At 48.0% G+C, this 25,990-nt stretch carries 15 protein-coding genes and 7 pseudogenes; 14 read left to right on the top strand and 8 right to left on the bottom strand.

Annotation, left to right across the window (positions count from 1 at the left end; translation table 11 throughout):
* Window positions 1-136: 136 nt before the first annotated feature.
* The 6 genes and pseudogenes from ACSJJG_RS10920 to ACSJJG_RS10895 all read right to left on the bottom strand — a co-directional run.
* Window positions 137-9,319 (bottom strand): annotated as a pseudogene (locus tag ACSJJG_RS10920) (amino acid adenylation domain-containing protein); the annotation flags it as partial.
* Between the two features lie 332 nt (window positions 9,320-9,651).
* Complete coding sequence (locus tag ACSJJG_RS10915) at window positions 9,652-11,472, bottom strand: condensation domain-containing protein (RefSeq protein WP_481089372.1); 1,821 nt, start codon at window positions 11,470-11,472, stop codon at window positions 9,652-9,654.
* Window positions 11,457-11,723 (bottom strand): condensation domain-containing protein, encoded by a 267-nt coding sequence (locus ACSJJG_RS10910; protein WP_481089371.1) that lies wholly within the window; start codon window positions 11,721-11,723, stop codon window positions 11,457-11,459. The genes ACSJJG_RS10915 and ACSJJG_RS10910 overlap by 16 nt, the downstream gene beginning before the upstream one ends.
* Before the next feature lie 556 nt (window positions 11,724-12,279).
* Window positions 12,280-12,495, bottom strand: a complete 216-nt coding sequence (gene cspG, locus ACSJJG_RS10905) for a cold shock protein CspG (RefSeq protein ID WP_481089370.1) — start codon at window positions 12,493-12,495, stop codon at window positions 12,280-12,282.
* Between the two features lie 287 nt (window positions 12,496-12,782).
* Complete coding sequence (locus ACSJJG_RS10900; RefSeq protein WP_481089369.1) at window positions 12,783-13,178, bottom strand: structural protein; 396 nt, start codon at window positions 13,176-13,178, stop codon at window positions 12,783-12,785.
* Entirely contained in the window at window positions 13,159-13,491 is a 333-nt protein-coding gene (locus ACSJJG_RS10895) for a phage holin, lambda family (RefSeq protein ID WP_481089368.1), read from the bottom strand. The genes ACSJJG_RS10900 and ACSJJG_RS10895 overlap by 20 nt, the downstream gene beginning before the upstream one ends.
* Before the next feature lie 395 nt (window positions 13,492-13,886).
* Here ACSJJG_RS10895 and adiA point away from each other — a divergent pair, with 395 nt between their 5' ends.
* The 5 genes and pseudogenes from adiA to tnpC all read left to right on the top strand — a co-directional run bounded on the left by adiA (window position 13,887) and on the right by tnpC (window position 19,874).
* The gene (adiA, locus tag ACSJJG_RS10890) at window positions 13,887-16,160 is read left to right on the top strand and encodes an arginine decarboxylase (RefSeq protein ID WP_481089367.1); all 2,274 of its coding nucleotides are present in this window, start codon (window positions 13,887-13,889) and stop codon (window positions 16,158-16,160) included.
* Between the two features lie 17 nt (window positions 16,161-16,177).
* A complete protein-coding gene (gene adiC, locus ACSJJG_RS10885) occupies window positions 16,178-17,521 on the top strand; it encodes an arginine/agmatine antiporter (protein WP_481089366.1) in 1,344 nt (447 codons plus the stop codon).
* Between the two features lie 140 nt (window positions 17,522-17,661).
* On the top strand, window positions 17,662-17,958 hold the full coding sequence (tnpA, locus tag ACSJJG_RS10880; protein ID WP_481088608.1) for an IS66 family insertion sequence element accessory protein TnpA: 297 nt from the start codon (window positions 17,662-17,664) through the stop codon (window positions 17,956-17,958).
* Complete coding sequence (gene tnpB, locus ACSJJG_RS10875; RefSeq protein ID WP_481089365.1) at window positions 17,955-18,335, top strand: IS66 family insertion sequence element accessory protein TnpB; 381 nt, start codon at window positions 17,955-17,957, stop codon at window positions 18,333-18,335. Before tnpA ends, tnpB begins: the two co-directional genes overlap by 4 nt.
* Before the next feature lie 48 nt (window positions 18,336-18,383).
* Window positions 18,384-19,874 (top strand): annotated as a pseudogene (gene tnpC, locus ACSJJG_RS10870) (IS66 family transposase).
* A 62-nt stretch (window positions 19,875-19,936) separates the two neighbouring features.
* Here tnpC and ACSJJG_RS10865 read toward each other — a convergent pair.
* Window positions 19,937-20,138: pseudogene (locus ACSJJG_RS10865) on the bottom strand (transposase); the annotation flags it as partial.
* Between the two features lies 1 nt (window position 20,139).
* Between ACSJJG_RS10865 and ACSJJG_RS10860 the strand changes: the two are divergent.
* Both ACSJJG_RS10860 and ACSJJG_RS10855 read left to right on the top strand, forming a co-directional pair.
* Entirely contained in the window at window positions 20,140-20,301 is a 162-nt protein-coding gene (locus tag ACSJJG_RS10860; protein ID WP_481090424.1) for a transposase, read from the top strand.
* Window positions 20,302-20,339: 38 nt separating this feature from the next.
* A pseudogene (locus ACSJJG_RS10855) lies at window positions 20,340-20,603 on the top strand (Tn3 family transposase); the annotation flags it as partial.
* Between the two features lie 321 nt (window positions 20,604-20,924).
* On the opposite strand, the pseudogene ACSJJG_RS10850 reads toward ACSJJG_RS10855, so the two are convergent.
* Window positions 20,925-21,358 (bottom strand): annotated as a pseudogene (locus ACSJJG_RS10850) (helix-turn-helix domain-containing protein); the annotation flags it as partial.
* Window positions 21,359-21,364: 6 nt separating this feature from the next.
* Between ACSJJG_RS10850 and ACSJJG_RS10845 the strand changes: the two are divergent.
* The 7 genes and pseudogenes from ACSJJG_RS10845 to ACSJJG_RS10815 form a co-directional block, all read left to right on the top strand.
* Window positions 21,365-22,057 (top strand): annotated as a pseudogene (locus ACSJJG_RS10845) (ISAs1 family transposase); the annotation flags it as partial.
* A gap of 193 nt (window positions 22,058-22,250) precedes the next feature.
* On the top strand, window positions 22,251-22,709 hold the full coding sequence (locus ACSJJG_RS10840) for a hypothetical protein (protein ID WP_481089364.1): 459 nt from the start codon (window positions 22,251-22,253) through the stop codon (window positions 22,707-22,709).
* Window positions 22,710-22,769: 60 nt separating this feature from the next.
* Window positions 22,770-22,979, top strand: coding sequence for a hypothetical protein (locus ACSJJG_RS10835; RefSeq protein ID WP_481089363.1), 210 nt, complete (start codon window positions 22,770-22,772; stop codon window positions 22,977-22,979).
* Window positions 22,980-23,038: 59 nt separating this feature from the next.
* Entirely contained in the window at window positions 23,039-23,536 is a 498-nt protein-coding gene (locus ACSJJG_RS10830; protein ID WP_481089362.1) for a hypothetical protein, read from the top strand.
* Between the two features lie 301 nt (window positions 23,537-23,837).
* On the top strand, window positions 23,838-24,266 hold the full coding sequence (locus ACSJJG_RS10825) for a universal stress protein (RefSeq protein WP_481089361.1): 429 nt from the start codon (window positions 23,838-23,840) through the stop codon (window positions 24,264-24,266).
* Between the two features lie 84 nt (window positions 24,267-24,350).
* Window positions 24,351-24,787: pseudogene (locus ACSJJG_RS10820) on the top strand (universal stress protein).
* Between the two features lie 256 nt (window positions 24,788-25,043).
* Window positions 25,044-25,985 (top strand): endonuclease, encoded by a 942-nt coding sequence (locus ACSJJG_RS10815; RefSeq protein WP_481089360.1) that lies wholly within the window; start codon window positions 25,044-25,046, stop codon window positions 25,983-25,985.
* Window positions 25,986-25,990 lie beyond the last annotated feature (5 nt).

The following is a 25,990-nucleotide window of genomic DNA, read 5'->3' as shown; positions in this document are numbered from 1 at the left end:
GACCAGCCGGCCACCGTAAGCCAGCAACAATTCCCAGACGGAGAAATCGAAACAAACGAGAAAAACGAGGGAAGACGTCTTGACATCACTGAGGATACCGTCAAGCGGCTATCGGCGAGCTGAAAGTGACATTGGCGTGTTCGACCATCACCCCTTTCGGTTGGCCGGTCGAACCCGACGTGTAAATCACGTAGGCCAGATGACGGGATGTCAGACCCCGCGCGCGTACATCGGGATTATCCGTCGGCCGGGCTGTCAGGCTCAGTTCCGGGCTATCCAGCAAGACCACAGGTAAGGGGCTGTTAGATTCACAATAAATCTTTGGGTCAGTAAAGCCACCGGAGTGGCATCTTCCAGTATATAAGCCAGCCGTTCGGCGGGGTAGGCCGAATCGAGCGGCACATAGGCGGCGCCTGCCTTGAGGATAGCCAGTAAGCCGACCACCATCTCTGGACAACGTTCAACACAGATGGCAATCCGGTCATCGGGTTGTACGCCCAGCGCAATCAAATGATGAGCCAACTGGTTAGCGCGGTGGTTTAATTCAGCATAGCTCAGTGTTTGGTCTTCATAGACGACAGCAATACTATCGGGATGCTGTGCGCCCTGTGCTTCAAACAATTGGTGGATTAACGCGTCTTGCGGGAAATCTGTCTGGGCAGCATTGAAGTCCACTAACAGTTGTTGCCGCTCCGATACCGTCAGCATGGGCAGGGCGGTAATCAGTTGGGTTTCATCGGCTACCATGGCAGTCAGCACATTCGTTAAATAACCGACCATGCGCTCAATGGTTGTGGCGTCGAATAAATCCACGGTATAAGCCAGTTCACCGACCAGACCGGCTTCGGTTTCGGTCAGGGAGAAGGTTAAATCAAAGTGTGCACGCTGGTATTCCTGCGCAACGTGTGAGAGTTGCAGATCAGGTAACGCGGCCGCTGGCATGATAAGTGCTGCGGCGTGTTGTTTAAGGCCAGCATCACTTGGAAGATTGGGCTGTAACCCAGACTGCGTTCGGGCTGGAGGAGTTCCACCACCTGTTCAAAGGGTATATTCTGATGAGCGTAGGCCGCGAAAGCGTGTTCCCGCACTTGGGCGAGCAAGTCAGCAACACTGGTGGCATCATCCAGCGTGATACGCAAAGCCAGCGTATTGACGAAGAATCCGATTAATCCTTCCAGTTCATGATGCGGGTGGTTAGCTACCGGTGTACCGATAACAATATCCTCCTGCCCACTGAGCCGGGCGAGGACGATGCTCCAGGCACTGAGTACCGTCATAAATAAGGTGGTGTGATGGCGCTGTCCCAGTTCTTTAAGCGAAGCCAGTAATGCTGCATCAATGTGGACTGGGATCGGCTGCCCGCATAAGTTTGTACCGCAGGACGGGGCCGGTCGGTGGGTAATGTCAGTAAGGCCGGTGCGCCAGCCAGCCGGTTGCTCCAGAAATCACGTTGTTCAGTAATAACGGCGTCTTGTAACCATGTTCGCTGCCAGACGGTATAGTCGGCATACTGAATGGGTAATGGCGGTAAAGGTGTATCTTGCCCGTCAAGGATGGCGCGATAAAGGGTACTGAGTTCATGCAGCAGTACACCGATGGACCAGCCATCCGAGATAATATGATGTTGGGTAAGCAGCAGGAGATGCTCATCATCGGTCAGTTGCAGCAAGTGACCCCGCAGCAACGGATCTTGGCCAGGTCAAATGGCGTCTGCGCGTCAAGTGCCGTGACTTCGGTAATACGGTTGTTACGGGCGTCTGGTGAGCCCGAAGATCCTGATAAGACAGGGCAAAGCCGATATCTGCCGGATCGATATATTGGCAAGGTTGACCGGAAATCAGCACAAAACGGGTACGCAAGCTTTCATGGCGGGCGACCAGATGGTCAAGAGCGCGGGTCAGAGCTGGGCGATGAAGCTGACCGGTCAGGCGCAACGCCATCGGAATATGATAGGCCAGGCTGGCCGCCGGATCGAGTTGAGCGAGGAACCATAAACGCTGTTGAGCAAAGGACAGGGGCAACGGCTGGTTGCGATCAGCCACGGGGATGTTTACCCGAGAGGTGGTTGCCGTATCAGTCAGCGCGTGAGCCAGATCGATCAAAAGCGGTTGGTCAAAGAGTTGCTGTAATGGCAACTCGCGAGCCAGTTGTTGACGAATGCGAGCCGCCAACTGGACAGCCAGCAGGGAATGGCCCCCCAGTTCGAAGAAATTATCATGACGTCCCACCTGTTCTAAGCCTAGCAAGTCTTGCCAAATCTCGACCAGAGCGATTTCTGTTTCGCCTACGGGGGCGGCATAATCTCGGGTCACCACGGCCGCTACATCTGGCGCAGGCAAGGCACGACGATCCAGCTTGCCGTTAGGCGTGAGCGGGAAGGCGTCCAGCGAGATAAAGGCGCTGGGCAACATATAGTCAGCCAGATGTTGAACCAGTTGCTGGCGCAGTTCAGCGGGCACCAGTTCAACCCCTTCCTGTGGAAGCAGGTAAGCGACCAGCCGTTTCTGCCCGGGTTCATCTTCGCGAACCAGCACCACCGCCTCACGCACGCCGTCACATTGGTTGAGTTTGGCTTCGATTTCTCCCAACTCAATACGGAAGCCCCGCAACTTGACCTGAAAGTCATTGCGGCCAAGGTATTCGATATTACCATCGGGCAGCCAACGACCGAGGTCGCCGGTCTTGTACATGCGAGCATTAGGTTTCGAAGAGAATGGATCAGCCAGGAAGCGTTCAGCGGTCAGTTCAGGCCGGTTCAGGTAGCCGCGGGCGACCCCGTCACCGGCGATATGGATTTCCCCCGCCACACCGCAAGGAACGGGCTGACCCTGCGCGTCCAGAATATAAATCTGGGTATTAGCGATGGGGTGGCCGATAGGGATCTTACCGTCAACTTCCTGATCTGCCATGGCCGGGATCTCATAGGCGGTGGCAAACGTGGTGGTCTCCGTTGGCCCATACACATGCAATAAATGTTTGGGAGGGAATTCGGTTCTGAGATGAATAGCAGGGCGGTTATCCGCCTGTTCACCGCCGAAAAGGACATAGCGTAAGCCAGAGAGTGATAGTCCAATTAGATTCGCATATTGGTTAAACGGGTAGTCAGTAAGAGGGCAGTGACCCCTTGCGATGACAGACACTGACCAAAATGAGTGGGCTGTAGCAGGGTCTTTTCCGGGATGAGCAAAATGCGCGCGCCATGAACCAGACCAGCCCACACTTCCCAGGTGGCGGCGTCAAATGAGACATTGGCGCAATGGGCAATACAGTCGTCAGGTCCCATATCGGCAAAGCCATTATTGATGATCAGGCGAACGACATTACGATGTTCAACCATCACCCCTTTGGGCTGGCCGGTTGAGCCAGAGGTATAGATGACATACGCCAGATGATGTGAGGTCAGCCCCAGTGCTTGGGGATAGGATTATTTTCCGCGTGATAGCCGAAAACAGGGGCATCAAGTAGCACGATAGGCAGGCTGGTGCCTGTCTTGTCAATGAGTGACGTTTGGGTCAGTAATACCACCGGTGCCGCATCGTCCAGCATATAAGCCAGCCGTTCGAGTGGATAAGTTGGGTCGAGTGGCACATAAGCGGCCGGCCTTGAGAATACCCAGAATCCCACCACCATCTCCAGACTGCGTTCAACACAAATGGCGATCCGGTCATCGGGTTGTACGCCCAGCGCCAGCAGATGGTGCGCCAGTTGATTGGCGCGGCGGTTTAATTCACCATAGCTCAGTGTCTGGTCTTCATAGACGACAGCAATGCTATCGGGATGCAGGGCGGCTTGTGCCTCAAACAGCTGGTGGATCAATGCGTCTTGCGGGAAGTCGGTCTGAGTGGCATTGAAATCGGTCAGCAGTTGTTGCCGCTCTGCCGCCGGTAAGATGGGGATAGTCTGGATCGCTTGTTGTGGGTTGTGAACCAGGGCATCGATTAAACCGCTGATGGCCGTCGTCAGATAGGTATTGATGCGTTCGGGCGCAATGTCGGTGACGGTCAGGGCTGTCAGCTGGAAATCATCCCCAAAGTCATCCACAGACAGGGTAATGGGATAATTGGTCTGTTCCTCAGCCGTGACCAGGCGCATTTCTGTCCATATGGGGTGTCTATGATTATCCTTGTCAGCCTGGCTATGGCGATAATTGAGCAGGGTACTGAACAGCGGTAGCGGTGGAGTCACGCTACTGCCCCGTTGTGCCAGTGCCAATGGGGCTTGCTCATGCTCCAGCAAGGTACTTAAATTGTGATAGGCCTCCTGCACGATTTCCTGTACTGTGCGCCCATCCAGAGAGATACGCAGGGGTAGCGTATTGATAAACATCCCCAGTATGCGAATGCCCTGCGCCGCCTTGCAAACGACCCAGTAGCACGGAGCCAAACACCACATCATCGCGGCCGCTGGTTTGGGCCAATACCTGCGCCCAGGCCACATGGAACAGGACTCCGGGGCTGACGCCCAGCCGACGCGCCTGAGTGCGGATGGCCTGTGCCAACGTGGAGTCAAGCAGAAGGCTATTTTCATTGATAGCACTATTATTGCTGGGTACGCTGAGTATCCCAAAGGGGGCGGTGGGTTCATCAATATCCGCCAGTCGGCTACGGAAATAGGCTTCATGCTCTGCCACGGGCACACTTAATGTTTGGGCAATAAAGTTGCGGTAGGGTAGCATGGGGGGCAATGTTTTGGCATTGCCCTGTAGTATCTGGGCAATCTCGGCGAAAATCAGATCTGAGGTCATATGGTCACTGACCAGATGATGGAAGCGCAGCACCAGCAACCACTCATTTTGTGTGGGATCACAGGCGATATCAGCGGCAAAGAGGGGCGCCTGGTTCAAATTAATACGATGCTGATGTGGATCAGTGTGAGCCAGTAACTGCGCTAGAATATCGTCCGTCTGGGCAGGGGTGAATTCACAGATAGTCAGCGATGCCTGACGCCAGACCACCTGAACTGGCTGCTCCAGCCCTTGCCAATAAACCGCTGTGCGCAGGATGTCATGACGATCAATAAGTTGTTGTAAAGCTGCCAGAAAGGCATCAAGATATTCGCGAGTGTCACAGGCAAATACGATCCGTAATAAATAGGCATCACCTTGTGTCTGTAACAGATGATGGAACAGGATGCCTTCCTGCAACGGAGCCAGTGGATAGATATCCTGTACATTACTCGCTCCGCCGGAAACGGTATCAATGATGGCATCAATTTCGGATTGGGAAAGCGAAACCAGTGGCAGCATATCGGGGGTAATGGCCGTACAGTTCTCAGGAATAAGGTTGGGTGGCACGACAAAGGTATTGGCATCACGCTGGATAGCCTGAGCCATATCGGTCAGAATGGGGGCGGCGAAGACACTGCGAGCATGGAGTTGCCAGCCAAGATTTTGCAACTCTTCGATCAGGCTGACAATCATCAGCGAATGGCCGCCGAGTTCAAAGAAATGGTCATGGCGACTGACCTGTTCGAGTCCCAGGAGTTTTTGCCAAATCTGCGCCAGAGCGGTTTCTCTCTCACCGACGGGGGCTTCATAGTTGCGAGCGACAACCGCCGATAAATCGGGGGCTGGCAGCGCCTGACGGTCGAGTTTTCCGTTTGGCGTGAGAGGGAAGGTGTCCAGTGTGACAAAGGCACTGGGCAACATATAATCAGCGAGGTGCTGGGCGAGTTGCTGGCGCAGTTCAGCGGGCGCCAATTCAACATCTTTCTGTGGTAACAGGTAGGCCACCAGTCGCTTTTGCCCGAATTCATCTTCGCGAGCAATCACCACCGCCTCACGTACCCCGTCACATTGGGTCAGTCCTGCCTCAATTTCTCCCAACTCGATACGGAAACCGCGCAGTTTGACCTGAAAATCATTGCGGCCGAGGTAGTCGATATTGCCATCGGGCCGCCAGCGACCGAGATCGCCGGTTTTGTACATCCGCGCATTGGGGGTGGAAGAGAACGGATCGGTCAGGAAGCGTTCAACGGTGAGTTCAGGCCGATTCAGATAGCCACGGGCGACACCATCACCCGCGATATGGATTTCACCCGCTACCCCAGGGGGAACAGGCTGACCACACGTATCCAGAATATAAATTTGGGTATTGGCAATTGGACGGCCGATAGGAATGGAATGGGTGACATCAACCGGGGACGTCATCGCATAGGTGGCGGCAAATGTTGTGGTTTCTGTTGGACCATATCCATTTATCAGATGCGCGGGCTGGGCGACAAAATAAATGCACCTGTTGTATCTTTCTCGGATCAAGTCACCGCCGACAAGCAGGTAACGTAACTGCCCAAACAGGGGAAGGAGATTATCCAGATATTCGTTAAATAAACCGGCTGTTAACCAAAGTGCCGCGTTGACCTGTCCTTGCCTTACCAGTACATTGAAGAACCGCACCGGATTAAGCAGCACCGATGGTGGAACCACATGCAAGCGTGCCCCATTGAGCAGGGCAGACCAAATTTCCCAGGTCGAGGCATCAAAAGCGATATTGGCACAATGGGCGACACAGTCATTTGGCGCAATATCAGCAAACCCGCTATTAACGATAAGACGGAGGACATTGCGGTGTTCGACCATCACCCCCTTCGGTTGCCCCGTCGAGCCTGACGTGTAAATAACATAGGCCAAATGACGTGATGTCAGTCCCAGTGCTTGTATGTCGGGGTTATCCGTTGACTGTGATACCCACTTCGGTTCTTGATTGTCAAATAAACGGTCAAGTAAAACTACCGGCACGGTGTTGGGCAGCTTGTGGACTTGTGCCGTCTGGGTTAGCACCACCACGGGGGCGGCATCTTCGAGCATATAGGCCAGCCGTTCGGTAGGATAGGACGGATCGAGTGGGACATAAGCCCCACCAGCCTTGAGGATGCCAAGCAAGCCCACGATGGTGTCCAGACTGCGTTCAGCACAAATCGCCACCCGATCATCTGGATGCACCCCCAGCGCAATCAGGTAATGGGCCAACTGATTGGCTTGGCGATTAAGCTCGCCATAGCTGAGGGTTTGCTCCTCAAATACGCGGTAGTATGGGATTCTGTGTTGCTTGCGCCTCAAAAAGCAGGTGGATCAACGCGTCTTGCGGGAAATCGGCCTGAGTGGTATTAAAATCCACCAGCAGTTGTTGCCGTTCTGAGGCGGGCAGTAACGGCAAAGTGGCAATATGTTGGGTTTCATCCGCTACCATGGCGGTCAGCACATTGTTGAAATAACCGACTATCCGCTCAGCGGTGGTGGTGTCGAATAAATCGGTGACATATTCCAGTTCACCGACCAGACCGGCCTCGGTTTCACTCAGTGACAAGGTCAAATCAAAATGAGCACTGGTCTGAATTTGCTCAATGGGGTGATTGGACATCAGGAAATGCCAGTGTCTGGCTGGGCGGGGGTGTTATTTAAGGCCAGCATCACCTGAAAGATCGGGCTATAGCTGAGATTGCGTTCGGGCTGGAGCGCTTCTACCACTTGCTCAAAGGGTAAATCTTGATGGGCATAAGCCGCCAGTGCCCGCTCCCGAATCTGGGCAAGCAGATCGGCCACACTGAGATCATCATTGAAGGTAATGCGTAAAGCCAGCGTGTTAACGAAGAAACCGACTAACTCTTCCAGTTCATGATGCGGACGGTTAGCTACCGGCGTACCGATAACAATATCATCCTGCCCGCTAAGCCTGGACAATACGAGACTCCAGGCACTGAGCACCGTCATAAACAACGTGGTGTGATGGCGCAATCCCAGTTTTTTCAGTGAGGCCAATAAGTCTGCATCAACGTGCACAGGGACTCGGCTGCCAATAAAGGATTGTACTGCCGGGCGCGGTCGATCGGTCGGGAGTGTCAGTAAGGCAGGGGCGCCTGTAAGCTGGGAGCACCAGAAATCACGTTGTGCCGTGAGCGTGGCCTTTTCCTCTTGCAGCCAGTGACGCTGCCAGACGGCATAGTCGGCATACTGAATCGGCAGGGGCGGTAAAGGCGCGTCTTGACCATCAAGGATGGCGCGGTAAAAAACACTGAGTTCATGCATCAGCACACCGACGGACCAGCCATCAGTAATAATATGATGCTGGGTGAGCAGTAAGACATGCTCTTCGTCTGTCAGTTGAAGTAAGTGTCCACGCAGCAGCGGACCTTGGGTAAAGTCAAAAGGCGTCTGAGCTTCGAGTGCCGTTAATTCCGCAATAAAATTGTGATGTGCTTCAGATGGTAATAAACGCAGATCCTGGTAAGGCAGGGCAAAACTGATATCAGCCGCATCGATGTGCTGGCAAGGTTGACCGGAAACCAGTACAAAGCGGGTACGCAAACTTTCATGACGGGCGACCAAATGGTCAAATGCACGGGTCAAGGCAGGGCGATTAAGCTGCCCCGTCAGGCGCAATGCTACAGGAATATGGTATGCCAGGCTGGCCGCCGGATCGAGTTGCCCCAGGAACCACAGTCTTTGTTGAGCAAAGGACAGGGGTAACGACTGGCTGCGGTCAGCGACAGGGATCACTACTTGAGCCATAGTTGAAGTATTTGTGAGCGTCTGAGCCAAATGCATCAAAACAGGTTGCTCAAAGAGTTGCTGTAATGGCAATTCTCGCGCTAACCGTTGGCGGATCGTGCTACCAGTTGGGTAGCAAGCAGGGAATGACCACCGAGTTCGAAGAAATGATCGTGACGACCCACTTGTTCCAAACCTAACAACGCTTGCCAAATTTGGGCCAGGGTGATTTCTATTTCGCCCTCGGGGGCGGCATAATCTCTAACTATCACGGCCGATAAATCGGGCAGGCAGGGCTTTGCTATCTAGCTTGCCATTGGGGGTCAACGGGAAGGATGTCAGCGTGACAAAAGCACTGGGCAGCATATAGTCAGCCAGATGCTGGGCGAGTTGCTGGCGTAGTTCAGCCGGCACCAATTCAACATCTTTCTGTGGTAACAGGTAGGCCACCAGTCGCTTTTGGCCGGGTTCATCTTCGCGAGCAATCACCACCGCTTCGCGTACCCCGTCACATTGGGTCAGTCTGGCTTCTATTTCCCCCAACTCAATGCGGAAACCGCGTAGTTTGACCTGAAAATCATTGCGGCCGAGGTATTCGATATTGCCATCGGGCAGCCAGCGACCGAGGTCGCCAGTCTTGTACATCCGCGCATTGGGGGTGGAAGAGAACGGGTCAGCGAGGAAACGTTCGGCGGTGAGTTCAGGGCGATTCAGGTAACCGCGAGCCACGCCGACACCTGCAATATAAATTTCTCCCGCCACACCGCGAGGAACAAGTTGGCCGTGTGCATCCAGAATATAAATCCGGGTATTGGCTATCGGGCGGCCAATCGGGGGCGGATTATTTTGCGATGGAATCAGCGAAGGAATAGACTGTGACAACGTGAATCTCTGTCGGCCCATAGTGATTATCTGACCGGCCGACCAGCCTGTTTGACTAAGCGGGTTATGGACAGTCTGATACGCAATTGCCCGCCAGCAAGGTTTGCACGATATGCGCCAGACAGGCAAAGTCGTCATCACTGTAACTGGCGGTTACAGGTCAGATGCTGAAGCGAAATAAGGTCAGAAAAATGCGGTCATACAGTATGTCGCTGGATCAGCTAGAGAGCTGTCGCCGGACACCCGCCGCGGGTCATTAACGAGATAGAGACGCCCACCCGTCATTAAAGCCATGGACATATTCCCGAAATACTGGCATCAAAGCTATTGGAGGCGAATTGTAAGACGCGACTGTCGGCAGTGAGTGTCAGGGCATGTTGCTGGGCGGTTACTAAATTGCACAGGCTATGATGTTTGATTATTACCCCTTTCGGTTGACCGGTCGAACCGGAAGTATAAATGACATAAGCCAGATGGCGGGGCGTCAACCCCAAGGCTTGAGGCGCTGGATTATCAGTAGGTTGTGTTGCCAGATACGGTTCTTGGTTATCCAGCAAGACCGTTGGCAAGGCGTTAAACTGAGCGAGCCACTCTGACCGGGCCAGCACTGATTGGGTCAGTAAAGCCACCGGGGCGGCATCTTCCAGCATATAGGCCAGTCGTTCGGCCGGATAAGTGGGATCAATCGGCACATAAGCCCCGCCAGATTTGAGGATAGCCAGAAAGCCGACTATCATCTCCAGACTGCGTTCGACACAAATAGCGACCCGATCATCCGGCCGCACTCCCTGCGCAATCAGGTAATGAGCCAGTTGGTTGGCTCGGCGGTTAAGCTCGTCATAGCTCAGGGATTGCTCGGCAAACACGACGGCTGTTGCGTTGGGTGTTTTTGCCGTTTGTGCTTCGAACAATTGATGGATCAGGGTCTCTTGTGGGAAATCTATCTGTGTGGCATTGAAATCCACCAGTAATTGTTGCTGCTCTGTTAGCGATAATAGAGGTAAGCATCGGATCTGGGTTTTTGGAGACGTCAGGGCGGCTTCTATCAACACCATGAGACGGGACTGGAGTGCTGTCACTTCAGCACGACTCAGGTAATTGGGCGAAAAATTAAACTCAAGGGTGACCGGTTTCTGTGCATCCTCACTGTTAGCAAAGGCATATTGGTGGACTGCGATAGTCAGAGGAAACGCTGCACCACGTTGTATTTTTGAGTATTTGAGTGTGGCGTCGGGTATATCGGCGTTCACTCCTATCCGCTCAAATGACAGCATGATATCGAATAACTGGGTGCGTCCGGTCTGCTGCTGGATTTGTGTGAGACGATTGATTTCTGTGAGGGGAAGACGCTGATGTTTGTAGCAACGCCGCAATTCTGTTGCAGTTTTGCTCATCACATCAAGGAAAGTATCATGGGGCGAAACAGTTATACCGACCGGAATCACCGATGAAAACATCCCCACCGTGCGTTTTTGTTTGCTGTTTTTACGGTTATCTACGGGAATACCAATAACAATATCTTCATCTTCGGTACGGTTTGTCAGCGAATAAGCAGTACGTGAAAAATAGCAAGCCAGCGCGGCATACATAAAATGCAGGACAGACAATCCATGTGCAGCGACAATCTCTTCGATTCGCTGGAAGAGCGTTTTATCCAGTGGCCAAATTAAAGGTTCGGTATGTTCGCTATCTGTTGTTTTCTCTAAATTTGATGGCTGAATTAAGGCAGGCGGTAAATTTTTATAGCGCTCTGACCAGAATTGCTGGTCTTGTCGATAGCGCTGTGAGTTTAAATAGGCATTATCTTCATTAATTAAGTCGAGATAAGAGGGCGCCGCTTTTGTCGATTTCTTTCCTCTGCTTAACCGAGTATACGTATTGGCTATTTCTTCGGAAATAAGTCTTAAAGTCGTCGTATCGCCAATAAGATGATGACAGCAAAACTGGAAGTACCAACGGTTATCACTTACCCGTAACAGTGCAAAACGCCATAGTTCATTGTACAAATCAAACGGGCGTATGAAGGCAGTACGGATATATTGTTCAGCTTGTTCTTCAGCATCAGCATAACCTGAGAAATCGTGGATTGTCACGGATACAGACAAGGCCTCGGTGAGTCTTGCCGTGGTAATTCCTGAGTTTTAACAAGTCGTAAACGCAATGCATCATGACGATAAACAACGGTCTCAACAGCGCGTACTAACAGCGCGTCATCCAATTTTCCCTCAACAAGAATCACTGAACCTAAGTTATAGCAGGTGCTATGAGGACGGAAGATCTGGTCGAGCCAGACGACTTGCTGGGGAGAACTGAGTGGGAATTTAATATTATTGTTACTATTACGTGGCATAGGCATTGCTTAACTCCTGCTCGTGATAATAATTAGTCATGCTAATAAATTAAATTTGAGTTATGTAACAGTGCTGCACGCTAGAATATGATTGGCTAACTAACGCTTTCATAAACGGATGCTTTGTTTTTTTGATTTTTGTTATAAGGGAATGAGTTTGTGTATTTTTTGATTATTTGTATAAAAAATACTGATATAAGTGTCGTTTGGGGAATTTTTGAATAGAGTCAGAGATTAAAGTTAGATATAAGGAGTTTTGAAAATGCTGATGGCGTGCCTATGGGGTTATCATATAAGACTCTTAAGAATCAAATCTCCAAATCCCTATATATAGTGTTTTGTTCTTATATAATCTTTTTGGCGGTATATTGAAGGCATCTGGCATAAATATCCCCTCGCCAGAAAAAGGATTAACTAGCACGGGAACACTGGAGGGATGTTTCAGAAACCGGTCTGGTTTTATCCATACCGGCAACTGAAAATATTCTGACATCCCGTCACTCTGTCTACTCAAGCCTGAGGCCGTCTTCGTTATCGCAGAGGAAGGGATTCAGGGAATATTTTACGCTGTAGGCACAACGTTTGCTGCTGCTGGGCCTTTGGCACCTTTCTCGATGGAGAACTCGACCTTCTGGCCTTCGAACAGAGTACGGTAGTCGTTACTCTGAATTGCGGAGAAGTGTACGAATACGTCTTTGCTTCCATCGGCAGGGGAGATAAAACCAAAACCTTTATCCGCATTAAACCATTTTACTAAACCAGTCATTTTATTAGACATGTGATATTTCCTTTAATTGAGCCTTTTTAGGCGAATATGGCTTGTTTTACAGAAACTACTTAGCGCTTAACGTAGAAACTCAAAAAGAAGGGATATCTGGGATAACGCCTGAGGATGAGAACTGCTTTAATAAACTGCTTTGTATGAGGTCTGTCTTTCAAACCGACTCCGCTATTAACGCATGATCTCGAATATTAAGCAAGTTATATTTTAGCGGATTTTTATAATTGCGGGTAAGAGGGATACAATACTGTTGAAAATCACCGCCTACTGGCGGTGATTAGAACTTATAACAATTCAAATGCTCGCTTAAACACCTCATCGGGATAAGGCTGTTGGCCGTTTTCCATTTGAATGATCGCTTTAACCAGTCGGCTCATCGTGGCGACATTTTCTACATCCACCACGGCACTGCTAGCTATGCCAACTGATTTACAGACATAAGCGATATAACTCTCGGTATTATTTTCATTCGGTGGTGCCCAGCGGGAAATAAACTGGCGAATAGTATTGTCCCCGTATTTGCGTTCGTAGTTGCGCAGAATTTTTAGCATCGCCCGTATGCCATATTCTGGTGCCACAAATTGACAAAATGATTTGTCTGTCTGGATATCACGCAAACCCTGCCATTTGTCTCTATGACGGATATTGCCAGGGTTGTGGTTACGAATCCCTCTTGTCATTGTTATCTCCTAAACGTTTATTGATGGCACGAATGGCAAACTCTCGTATTTTCTCTACGCCCATAAAACCAACGGCACCGCCGAGGGCAGGTGAAATGCTGTTTGGAATACCAAATAGTTCCAGTCCACTGGAAAATCCCCACGACAGCGCTCCACATAGTAGCGGCTCGACCCAGCGATTTTTCCGCTCCACACCGTCATAAATAAGCCGGCCGTAACAGATCATGACGGCCAAAATAGAACCAGAAATTTGCGGCCAAGCGTTTCTTAGGCCGTTTAATAAATCGGCCCATAAATCAGGATGTTCTTTCATTATTGTTCCCATAATTTAGTGATAGGCATCATCAACACTGACTTAATGACGTCCCGTACCCTTTCATAGTAACGCTGGTAAAGAAAATCCACATGGTTACGCTATTGTGCTCTGGCTCTTACTAAACCCATAAACGCCAAATTTTAGAGATAGACAAAAAACAAATGAATTGCACAAATTCAAATAGACACTATATTAATCAATGTGATTTTTAATAGTAAAATTATATTTTAACAAATAGTTAACTTAAACAATTATATTGTTGGTGATTTTTTCTGTAGCTCATTTTAGCATCATAAAATTTCCTTGATCGTATCAACTATTCGATGGTCATTGCCAAGTAACACTGAATTTATCCTGTCAGTTCAAGTAGAGATAGAGTAAGGAATAATGCCATGAAAGTATTGATAGCAAAAAATGAAGTGGGTACACGGTATCATAGTCACTATGTTGAAAATGCTGTGCATAGGTTGGCAGATAAATTAATCGAGAAAGATGTTGATGTTGTTATTGCTGATTCTTTTGATGATAGCTATACAATAATTTCTGCCAATGAGCCGTTTGATTGTTTAATGATAAGTTGTGCACTCATGGATGATGATTTATATCTTCAAGTACAGAGAATATTAAATAAATTATTTGAACGACAGGAAAATGTTCCGGTCTTTTTGTTAAGTGATCGGGAAAAAACGGTATTTTTGCTAAATCATGAATTATTGGAACAGTTAACTGAATTTGCCTGGATATTAGAAGATTCAGCGGCTTTTATCGCGGGTCGGGCTATTGCTGCCATGCAGCGTTATCGTCAACAATTATTTCCTCCTTTAATGTCAGCGTTGATGAAATACAGCCGAACCTATGAATACTCCTGGGCGGCGCCTGGGCATCAAGGGGGAGTCGGATTTAATAAAACACCGGTTGGCCGCTTTTATCATGACTATTATGGGGAGAATCTTTTCCGTACCGATATGGGAATTGAACGAGCCTCATTGGGTTCGCTATTAGATCATTCCGGTGCATTTGGTGAAAGTGAAAAAAACGCCGCCAGAGTGTTTGGCGCAGACCATTCTTATTCTGTCGTGGTGGGGACGTCAGGCTCTAACCGCACGATTATGCAAGCGTGCATGACCGAAGATGACGTGGTGATCATTGACCGAAATTGCCATAAATCCATTGAGCAAGGGCTGATACTGACAGGCGCCAAACCGGTTTATATGCTGCCGAGTCGTAACCGCTATGGCATCATCGGGCCTATCTATCCACAAGAAATGCAGGTTAAAACATTACAGAAAAAACTGAAACAAAATCCACTGATTCAGGGCATAGCGAGCCAGAAACCCGTTTATAGCGTAGTGACAAACTGTACCTATGATGGTGTCTGTTATAACGTCAAACATGTACAGGAGTTATTGGATAAAAGCGTCGATAGAATACATTTTGATGAAGCGTGGTATGGCTATGCGCGGTTTAACCCAATCTATCACGATCATTTTGCCATGCGTGGAGATCCAAAAAACCACTCCGGGCCGACAGTCTTTGCTACCCATTCATCTCACAAGTTGTTGAATGCACTATCTCAAGCCTCTTTTATCCACGTACGGGACGGACGCAAACCTGTGGATTTTTCAAGGTTTAACCAAGCTTATATGATGCATGCAACAACTTCTCCTCTGTATGCGATTTGCGCTTCAAACGATATTGCCGTTTCGATGATGGATGGCAACAGCGGTTACTCATTAACGCAGGAAGTCATTGAGGAAGCCATTGATTTTCGTCAGGCATTAGCACGCTTGAATCGAGATTTCAATAAGAAGGGAGATTGGTTTTTTAAACCCTGGAATCAGGAAAAAGTGACAGATCCTGCAACCGGTAAGAAAATTGCCTTTGAGGATGCGCCAAAGGAATTACTGGCGAAAGAACAAAGTTGTTGGGTAATGCGTCCGGGAGACAGTTGGCACGGATTTGAAGATTTGCCGGATAACTGGAGTATGCTTGATCCGATTAAAGTCAGCATATTGGCTCCGGGCATGGGAGATAATGGTAAGTTGAAAAAACAGGGCGTGCCGGCCGCATTAGTCACCGCATGGTTAAGCCAGCACGGTATCGTACCGACCCGCACGACAGACTTCCAAATTATGTTCCTGTTTTCAATGGGGATCACCAAAGGAAAATGGGGAACATTGCTTAACACCTTGTTGTCTTTCAAACATCATTATGATGCTAATACGCCCTTGAATAAGGTGTTGCCAGATTTGGTAGAGCAGCGCCCGGAAGTGTATGAGCAATTAGGATTGAAAGAGTTAGGCGATAAAATGTTCGATTATTTGCGACAGAATAATCCGGGTGAAAAACTGAATCGGGCATATGCTGGTTTACCCAAAATGGAAATGACTCCGCGAGCCGCTTATCAGGCCATTGTGACCAATAATGTGGAAATGGTGGCCCTGGACGATTTACCTCATCGCATTGCGGCGAACGCTATCATTCCATATCCGCCCGGTATTCCCATGCTGCTTTCAGGCGAAAACTTTGGTGATAAAACCAGTCCCCAAATTGGATATTTGCATGCGTTACAAAAGTGGGATCATGAATTTCCTGGTTTTGAGCATGAAACGGAAGGCACAGAGATTATCAACGGCATTTATCACGTTATGTGTATAAAAAAGTGAAAATGGGAAGATAGATTATGGCTATTGTTTCAGAGGCAAATGTTTCAGAGGCAAAAAAAGTCGGATTGATCCCCGTTACTCTGATGGTTGCGGGTAACATCATGGGATCGGGCGTTTTTTTGCTGCCTGCCAGCCTGGCTTCAACAGGCGGTATTGCGATCCTTGGATGGCTGGTGACTATTATTGGTGCCGTGGGGTTATCAATCGTCTATGCGAAAATCTCCTCACTGGATGACAGCCCGGGGGGGTCTTATGCCTATGCACGACGGGCCTTTGGTCCTTTTTTAGGTTATCAGACGAATATTTTGTATTGGCTGGCGTGTTGGATCGGTAATATCGCTATGGTTGTGATTGGCGTGGGTTACCTGAGCTATTTTTTCCCTGTCCTGAAAGATCCCATTATTTTAACCATCACTTGTACAGTCATACTGTGGATATTTGTCATTTTGAACATTATCGGGCCACATGTTATTACCCGAGTGCAAGCGGTAGCGACCACTTTAGCATTGATTCCGATTGTAGCAACCGCCGTATTGGGTTGGTTCTGGTTCAACGGTAAGACCTATATGGATGCGTGGAACGTCAGTGGATTGAATACCTTTGGCGCGATTCAAAGTATTTTAAACGTCACATTATGGTCTTTTATTGGCGTTGAAAGTGCTTCTGTTGCGGCTGGTGTGGTCAAAAATCCTAAACGTAACGTGCCGATCGCGACTATTGGTGGTGTGCTGATTGCTGCCGTCTGTTATGTGCTGTCCAGCAGCGTGATTATGGGCATGATCCCTAACGCGGCGTTGAAAATCTCCTCTTCACCTTTTGGCGATGCTGCCCGATTGGCGTTGGGCGATACCGCAGGAGCAGTAGTTGCCTTTTGTGCGGCGGCCGGCTGTTTGGGATCATTGGGCGGCTGGACATTGCTCGCAGGGCAAACTGCCAAAGCTGCCGCAGATGATGGGCTGTTTCCTTCAATCTTTGCCAAAGTGAACAAAGCCGGAACGCCAGTTGCGGGTTTGTTGATATTGGGTGTTTTAATGACGCTTTTCCAACTCAGTAGTATTTCGCCAAATGCCGCGAAAGAATTTGGCTTGGTTTCTTCCGTCTCTGTGATTTTTACCTTGATACCTTACCTGTATACCTGTGCAGCGTTGCTGTTAATTGGTCATGGTCATCTTGGGCAAGAGAAAACGCGATATATCATCATTACGTTTATTGCCTTCATTTATTGCATCTGGGCAGTTTTGGGAACCGGAGCAAAAGAAGTGGTATGGACACTCGTTGTCATGATGGTCATAACAGCAATGTATACCTTTAACTACAACACGAAACATCCTGTCCCTTTTCCGTTAGATAAAAAAGAATAACTTCAATTTTGGGGTGTCACATATTTTGGTGCTGTTATTTCAGCACCTTTTTTTAACGTAACCGCGCAATTAACCCCACATACCCAGCGCATTAATCTTTTGTCATAGTGTGTTTTCTCTTATTGATAAGGAAAACCACCATGACACTGACTGAAAAACAGCAACATTGGGCAGCGGTGATTGATTCCCAGAAGCAGAGCGGACTGACGGTGACCGCGTTTTGCCAGCACCATGAGATTAATCTCGCCACCTTTTACTATTGGTCCAAAAAACTTCGGCAACAGTCTGAACCGCAGCGCCTGCATCCCGTTGTGCTTGATGAGTTCCCGGATACCGGACATCCCGTCATACTCTGCCTGCCTAACGGGATCCGGGTTGAGTTACCCGCGGCGTTATCCACTGTACAGATCCGCCACTGGGTTGAGGCGCTGCAATGATACCGGTTGGCAACATCTATCTGGTGTCTGGCCAGACTGACATGCGAAAATCCATCGACGGGCTGGCCAGTGTGGTTGATGCGCTGGGGTTAGATCCGCTCAGTGAAGCCGGATTTATTTTCTGTAATCGCCAGCGCGATAAACTCAAGATCCTGTTCTGGGACACCAATGGCTTCTGGCTTTACTATCGCCGGCTGGAAAAAGGTCGCTTCCAGTGGCCGTCTCCGGTGTCGGATGGCACCGGTGCACATCCTTCGTCAGCAACTGAACTGGCTGCTTTCCGGGCTGACCTTATCCCATTCCCGCGCTCATCAGCCCTTGCGGGAATTAAAAGTGTGACCGGTGACACTGCATCCTTCATTTGCTCATTTGCATGATCCCCGTGGCGCTGTCACACTCAGATTTTCCTTCTGAGAGCCTGAGTCATGACTGACCTGCCTGATGATATTGACCAACTAAAAAGCCCTGATTTATCAGCTTCAGGCCGATATTCAGGAAAAAGATCATCAAATTCAGACATCTGCTCGAACAGCTTAACCTCAGCAAATTAAAACGCTTTGGTAAACAGAGCGAAAAGGCCGACAAAGGGACGTTCAACGAAAGCGGAACAGCAGGAGAGCCTGCCGAAACCGGCCCCGGCGCATCACAAAAAAGGCCGTCAGCCGTTGCCGGCCGGGCTGGCGCGGGAAGTGCTGCGTCATACGCTGAATGCGCCGCACTGCGATTGTTGCGGTGAACCATTGCATGCCTGCGGCACCGAAACGTCAGAAACGCTGAAAATCATCCCGCAAAAAGTGAGCGTCATTCGTCACGAACGCACCAAATACGCCTGCCGGCAGTGTGACAAAACCGAAGCCCACAGCAACATCATCACGGCACCGGTTCCGCCCAGCCTGTTACCCCGGACCATCGCCAGCCCGGACACGCAGGCCGCGATAGTCACGGCGAAATATGTCGATGCGCTGCCCCTGTATCGGCAGGCCGATATTTTAGCCCGCTCCGGGATTGAAATCAGCCGCAGTACCTTGGCGAACTGGTGTGTCCAGCTCGGGCGCAAAGTGCATGTGCTGGTTGACCTGATGCGGACTCACTTGCTCAGTGAACCGTTGATTTGTGCGGATGAAACGCCGGTGCAGGTGCTTCGCGAAGTCGATCGCCTGGCGCAAAGCAAATCCTACATGTGGGTGTATCGCAGTGGTGAATTTGCGGCGCATCCGGCGGTGATTTTTGACTATCAGCCAAGCCGCAGTAGTCGCTGTGTCGCGGATTTTTTGGGTGATTATGCGGGGTATCTGCTGACGGATGGCTATGCCGCTTATGATACCCTGAAATCCGTTAAACACGCGGGCTGCATGGCCCATGCCCGGCGTAAATTTACCGATGCCCAGAAAGTACAGGCCGGTAAAAAAGCCGGCCGCGCTGAGCAGGCACTGACGTTTATCGCCAAACTGTACGGCATTGAACGGGAAGCGCGATTACTCAGCCCCGATGAACGACGACGGTTACGGCAGGAAAAAGCCTGTCCTCTGCTGAAAAACTTTCACGACTGGCTGACGGAGGCGAGTCAGACGGTGTTGCCGAAAAGTGCTATCGGCACGGCGATCACCTATGCGCTGAATCAGTGGCCGAAACTAATAATGTATCTGGAAGACGGGCATATCAGCATTGACAATAATATTACCGAGCGGGATATCCGTCCGTTCACCACCGGGCGCAAAAACTGGATTTTTTCGACTTCAGCAGCAGGCGCATTTGCCAGCGCGAATTTATACAGTCTGGTGATGACCTGCCGGGCCAATGACATCAATCCGTATTTTTACTTCCGGCATATTTTCACCGAACTCCCCAAACGCCAATCCGGTGATCCCCTGCACGATCTGCTCCCGTGGAATGTGAATATCAGCGAGATTATGTGAATTGCACGGGTTAATTGAGCGTTTACGTTCATGGCAGGGCGCGAGCATACTCTGATGGATTTTCATCCAAAGAAAACTCTTGCACGATAATCATCACTCCAACTCGCTTTTTTTAAGCTTGTTTCTTTGGCTGGGGGCCCCGCAATCGCACTGTTTGACCCTATTCAAAACGAGACGCCGGAATAAGGCCAAATTCTCAACCGCCCCCTCCAGAACAATCCGTGAATCATCTTCTTTAAAAACCACATCAAGAATATAGTGCTGGATAGCAGAGAGTCAATCTCAATTAGAGTGGCTGCCCGCTTATAGTCCGGACTTGAATCCCATAGAACACAAATGGGGTGGGGCAAAAGCGATAAGAAGACAAAAAAGATGTTCAGTTGATGAGTTGTTCACCGAGCACATCGAATGTGTCAGGTTATGTTGATTCTGCTATAGGTTTGCTTTTTCTGCAACAGGCATCATGACCAGATTTACCGCATGAGACGAGACGATGGATACTGTAACCGCCGTGAAGATCATGAAATCAGTATGCTGGCACTGCACCTGCTCCAAAACTGCATGATTTACATCAACACGCTGATGATTCAGGAAGTATTGTCCCAACCTCATTGGGAAAGGAAATTTACGCTCCGAGATTATGCTGCTTTGACGCCATTGATATGGGAACACGTCAATCCCTATGGACGTTTCGACCTTGATATGAATGCCCGTCTTAACCTTCCATAATCGAAATGGCGGCTGGTGACACGACTGTTGGGTCTACCCCCGGTGGTAACCCGCACTATCCAAAATAATATGGATTTTTTGCGAAAGCGAGTAAGTTTCCCGGAGCGCGCCGAAGAAATACGCGATGTTTTCGGCATTGATTCCTCGGATATTCCCGGATTACTGGTGTCTTCAATTCGTTGTAAATTGAGGGCACCAGAATATTGAGACGGGTACTACTGCCTTGGTCTTGACTAACTATACCTGATTTTTTCCTGCTTTCATCCAGCCATTCTGACCCGCTCCGTCTTTCAGAGACTGGTCGTCATCAATAAATTGTTACTGTTTATTCGCATCGAATTTATGAGGCACTCCCTTTGGTTTTTTGTAGCTGAAACCTTGGCGGTGAAGCCATTTCGTCATTCCGCCCACGCTGAAAGAAACCGACCAACGTGTTCGGACATAGGCCATAATTTGAGCGGTGGTATGCAGCAAATTTGCCGTCAAATAGTCAATCAGGTCGGCGGATTGTTCGGCAGAGAGATGGCTTTCAGAGCCGCCATTTTCCGGGGTGAGCTTTCCTGCGCGATGAAATCTTTTAGGTGACGGCTTACCGTACTTTCATGAATACGCAAGGCCTGTGCAATCATCTGGACAGTCCAGCCCTCTGACGCCAAAAGCACGGCCTTGATGCGATCACTGACTCGACTGTCACGAGTTGTATCATGCATCAATTCGAGGGCACGTTTTTGTTCTGGTGTCAGATGAATTTTCATGGTTGTCTAAGCCAAAAAGCGACGGCCACGAAAAATGGAGAGATCCGTATCGTCCAACAGATGTTGGAACTCCTTAATCTGAAAGGCAGTATCGTGACGCTGGATGCCTTGCATTGTCAGCGCCAAACGCTGGAAAAGCTCAGTGAAAAAAAGGCGCATGTCGTTGTTCAGGTGAAGAAAAATCAGCCTCATCTATGGGAGGCTGTCCGGTCTCAATTTCAGGCAGTGTTTGATGCGGGTAAAGAAAAAATTATCACGGAAATAAAGCAAGAAGCGCATGGTCGACGGGAAGAGCGCTATGTCTTTCAGTTAAAGGCAAAACTGCCACCAGAACTGGCAGATAAGTGGCCGACAATCCGCAGTATTATTGCCGTTGAACGCCACCGGACACAAAAGGGCAAAGGAACGGTAGAGACCTCGTATTATGTGAGTTCTCTCTCGCCCAAGCATAAATTATTGGGGTACTACATTCGCCAACACTGGCGGATTGAAAATAGTCAGCACTATATCCTTGATGTTGTTTTTAAAGAAGATGATTCACGGATTGTTCTGGATGGAGCCGTTGAGAATCTGGCTTTATTTCGACGTATCGTGCTGAATATGGTTAAACAGTGCGATTGCGGTGCACCCAGCCAAAGAAATAAGCTTAAAAAAGCGAGTTGGTGTGATGATTATCGGGCAAGCGTTTTCTTTGGGTGAAAATTAATCAGAGTATGCTCGCGCCCTGACTATGGTCATTTTTGATCAAAAAACATTCGCAATTTGTGATCTTGTCCTGATATTGGCGCTTCTGTGTGTAGTATTCAAATAACAAAGGAAATGATTTTATGCTTGATTTGGATGGTAAGGCTTTGCCTTGCAGATGATTATCTTTCTTTGGGGAATAAATATTATGAAAAAATATAAATTATTCATATCGATAATGATAGCGCTGAGTTGTTCGGCTTGCTCAAATGGTACGAAACTAACTAGAACAACACATTTTTTAAACCCTAACCCTATTGATCGTAAGACACAAGTCTTCAAGATCGGCACGGCCATGATGGAATGTGGAAGAGGTTATGTGGTCGGGGTATGGTCAAATGCTAATGGCTGGGATCAGTGGGCAGTTTGGTTATCAAAAAAAGGGCGGAGTTGGAATAATGATGATGTCCAAATTTATTGGGCTTACAGTAAGTTAGAAAGTGACTATGATAGTGGAAAAAACGCTTACGCAACTATTCTGGCAGCCCAAGCCAGTGGACAGATGGTGGCACTTTTGGATGATCAGACTGGATTTCGATGTAACAAATGGGGTTCTGGTTCATATAACGGCCCGCAATTCAATTCAGTACAAGCTTGGTTTCCATAATCTTGAATCATTTTTCTGGTTTTTCTGAAAATTGATAAAATTTTAAGGGAGGAACATTTAATGAGAATTTCAAAACTCCTTTATTTATTATGCGTTTTATTTTTATACACAGCGCTATCCTATGCTCAGTCACCAGTTACCAGAGTTTACCGAATGGATTCGCGCTCTCCAGAAATAATTTTCCGTTCAGCAGGGGGAGGATTTTCTCCTCCGGGAACGAATGACGATATTGTGGAACATATTCAGGAACGCGATGAAAGCAGGGAATGAGCAACTACAATCCCTTCAGCATTTGTCGCAACGACAGCTAATCGAGAGGTTGCTATTGAGTGGGGCGTAAATTCCAGGATGAACAACCATTCTATGTCTATGATATACGGCCAACCTTTAATTTTTATAGTGTGGTTTTATCATTGCAGCAGCTTTATGCTCAGACAGGTAACAGGAACTATCTGACTCTGATTGAAATTTATGAAGACCAGGCTGAATATTTGGCAATCCGAGGTATTGCTGTCACACAAATTCGTGGAGTTCAGGAGTTTCTGTATGATGTGAATGATGGTAGTTACGTTGAAGGTGATTATAGACTTAACAGGTGGTATCAGGATGCTGAAACAACCGCAAATACAGGTAATTATGTACAGCGTTCCCCATCACAAAATGAAATAATCGCGCCTGAAACTTATTGTGCTCTCAATCTGTCTTTGCCACGTTATTCCTCTCGTCTTGCAGCCCGTACTCCCGACAAATATCCCTTTCTAAAAAAATTAAAGAAATGCCATGACAGTTTATTGACAATCGCTTTTTTAAACGCCAGTTTTTTGTAATCGTGTTCAATTTAACTTCACTCCACCTTTGAACAGGTGGAGTGATAATCAATCAGGGGTCGCGAGATAAAGGGGCAATGTATTCAGAGTGTTGATTGGCTTTAAACATAATATTTTCTTTCGCTGAAGTACTATAAACAACGCCTCGAATACATGACCTTATCGGGCTAATCCCTATCCATGAATCTGAATAGGCGCTAACATGTTTTAGGTGTTAGATAACTCACAGTAAGTTATCCACATTTCAATATACTAAAAGAAATCAGGATAACTAGGTATTTCGATAAGTAGGAGCGTGCATATGTACAAAACTATTTTAGTACCAGTCGATATTTCAGAAGAAGATCTAACCAACAAGGCAGTTGACTGTGCGCTTAAAATCGCCAGGGAAACAGGGGCCAAACTCCATTTTTTACATGTATTACCCATTTCATCGGCGATTATTAATGCTTATGCACTAGGCTATATGGAAATTAAGGACAAGGCGACTATCAAGGCAGAACAGGACTTGAAAAAGCGGGTTGATTCCATTGGATTACCAAATCGTCAGATCTCCTATTCGATTGCATTTGGTTCACCAAGAGACGAAATTACTGCTACAGCGGATGAAATTGGCGCTGATTTGATTGTTATCGGTTCAAGACGGCCTAATATCACGACGCATTTGTTGGGTTCCAACTCTGCTGGAGTTGTCAGATATGCAAAAACATCTGTATTAGTAGTGCGATAATTATTGGTAGTGAGAATGCTAATTTATTGATTTTAATTGATGCTCAATAGCTAGTGGTTATATCCGATTACAGGGGGAATATGTATGTATAACACGATTTTAGTTCCAATTGATATTGCGGAAGATATATTAACTGATAATGCAATCAAACATGCTGAATATTTGGCAAAAATATCTAATGCAAAGTCCATCTTTTTCACTCTGTGCCAGATATTTCCCGATTTTCCGTGAATTATAGTTACCACTATGATTTATTGAGTGCTTTTGCTAAAAAAGCAATAGCGAATTCTGAAGAGGAACTGAAAAAAGTCGTAGAACGAATTGATGTACCTAAAGACAGGGTATCATTCTCTGTTGCCTTCGGCTCTCCACGGGATAAGGTGTTGTCTACAGCGCGTGAGATTAATGCAGATTTGATTATTGTCGGATCCCGTCGGCCAGATATCTCAACTCACTTGCTGGGTTCAAATGCATCGGGTATTGTAGGATATGCCAACATTGCTGTTTTAGTTGTGAGATAACCGACTGCATCTGGATAAAGTGGATTATTATCTATAAAAACCGTGCCTGAACATAGCACGGTTGTTTTCAGTTAGTAACTTGTTTTTTCTCCCTGAGCTTATTGTATAAATCATATTACTATCAATTAATTCAAATAATGCATTGACGTTTTCCTAATCGTTAAAGGGAAATCGACGAATAATATTTGTCATTTTAGCGTGTTGTCAGGCAGGATAATAGATGGATGTTATGCACAATAAGTAAATAGGTATTATTTTGAATAGTAAAATAGGTCAGTTGGCACGTTATCTTTTGGTTTTTGGATTAACCCTCTCTTTTCATGCATGGAGTGCACCGACCAGCTTCGAACAAGCTAAAGTTGAATCAAGAAAAAATGTTTATAATGGACAAACAAAATCAGGCATAGGCACACTATATTGTGGATGTGATTGGCAATGGGTTGGCAAAAGTGGTGGGCGTGTTGATCTGGCTTCTTGCGGTTATCACGTCAGATCACAGCAAACAAGGGCTGCACGCATTGAATGGGAACATATGGTGCCAGCCTGGGTATTTGGGCATCAGCGTCAATGTTGGCAAAATGGTGGGCGGAAAAACTGCGTTGAAACCGATCCTGTATTTCGCATGATCGAATCAGACATGCATAATCTGGCGCCATCAATCGGTGAAGTTAACGGTGATCGCAGTAATTTTGGTTACGGAATGCTCGCCAGAAACACACCTAATATGTATGGTTCATGTAGCAGTAAGGTGGATTTTAAATCACATTTGTTTGAACCACGCGATAGAGTAAAAGGTATGGTTGCCAGAGTCTATTTCTATATGCATGACCGCTATAATCTGACTATGTCACGCCAACAGCAACAATTGATGATGGCATGGGATCGCCAGTATCCAGTGAATGCCTGGGAGCGTGAAAGAGATAACCGAATCGCCAAGATTATGGGGCACCATAACCCATTTGTGACTGGCAGCAAAAAGTGGGAATTGGGACATAAAAATTCAGGCCAGAGTTTAATATCGCAGCAAAGATTGATGGCGCAAAATGAGATAATTAAGGGGAATAAAAATAGCCAGATTTATCATTTTGTACACTGTGCTGGCTATAAAACGCTGGCAGATAAAAACGCAATTTACTTCCGCTCAGAAGCAGAAGCTAAAAAAGCGGGATATCGCTTGGCAGGTAATTGTAAAACTTAACCATT

This window comes from Xenorhabdus sp. SGI 60, assembly GCF_056632175.1.
The sequence above is the reverse complement of the archived record's forward strand: the minus strand, read 5'-3'. Positions and strand labels throughout refer to the sequence as shown.

What these genes read in the sequence shown, in the direction of transcription:
- ACSJJG_RS10910 (WP_481089371.1), bottom strand. Translation starts at nt 11,723, where the DNA reads ATGCCTATGCCACGTAATAGTAACAATAATATTAAATTCCCACTCAGT.
- cspG (WP_481089370.1), bottom strand. Translation starts at nt 12,495, where the DNA reads ATGTCTAATAAAATGACTGGTTTAGTAAAATGGTTTAATGCGGATAAA.
- ACSJJG_RS10900 (WP_481089369.1), bottom strand. Translation starts at nt 13,178, where the DNA reads ATGACAAGAGGGATTCGTAACCACAACCCTGGCAATATCCGTCATAGA.
- ACSJJG_RS10895 (WP_481089368.1), bottom strand. Translation starts at nt 13,491, where the DNA reads ATGAAAGAACATCCTGATTTATGGGCCGATTTATTAAACGGCCTAAGA.
- adiA (WP_481089367.1), top strand. Translation starts at nt 13,887, where the DNA reads ATGAAAGTATTGATAGCAAAAAATGAAGTGGGTACACGGTATCATAGT.
- adiC (WP_481089366.1), top strand. Translation starts at nt 16,178, where the DNA reads ATGGCTATTGTTTCAGAGGCAAATGTTTCAGAGGCAAAAAAAGTCGGA.
- tnpA (WP_481088608.1), top strand. Translation starts at nt 17,662, where the DNA reads ATGACACTGACTGAAAAACAGCAACATTGGGCAGCGGTGATTGATTCC.
- tnpB (WP_481089365.1), top strand. Translation starts at nt 17,955, where the DNA reads ATGATACCGGTTGGCAACATCTATCTGGTGTCTGGCCAGACTGACATG.
- ACSJJG_RS10840 (WP_481089364.1), top strand. Translation starts at nt 22,251, where the DNA reads ATGAAAAAATATAAATTATTCATATCGATAATGATAGCGCTGAGTTGT.
- ACSJJG_RS10835 (WP_481089363.1), top strand. Translation starts at nt 22,770, where the DNA reads ATGAGAATTTCAAAACTCCTTTATTTATTATGCGTTTTATTTTTATAC.
- ACSJJG_RS10825 (WP_481089361.1), top strand. Translation starts at nt 23,838, where the DNA reads ATGTACAAAACTATTTTAGTACCAGTCGATATTTCAGAAGAAGATCTA.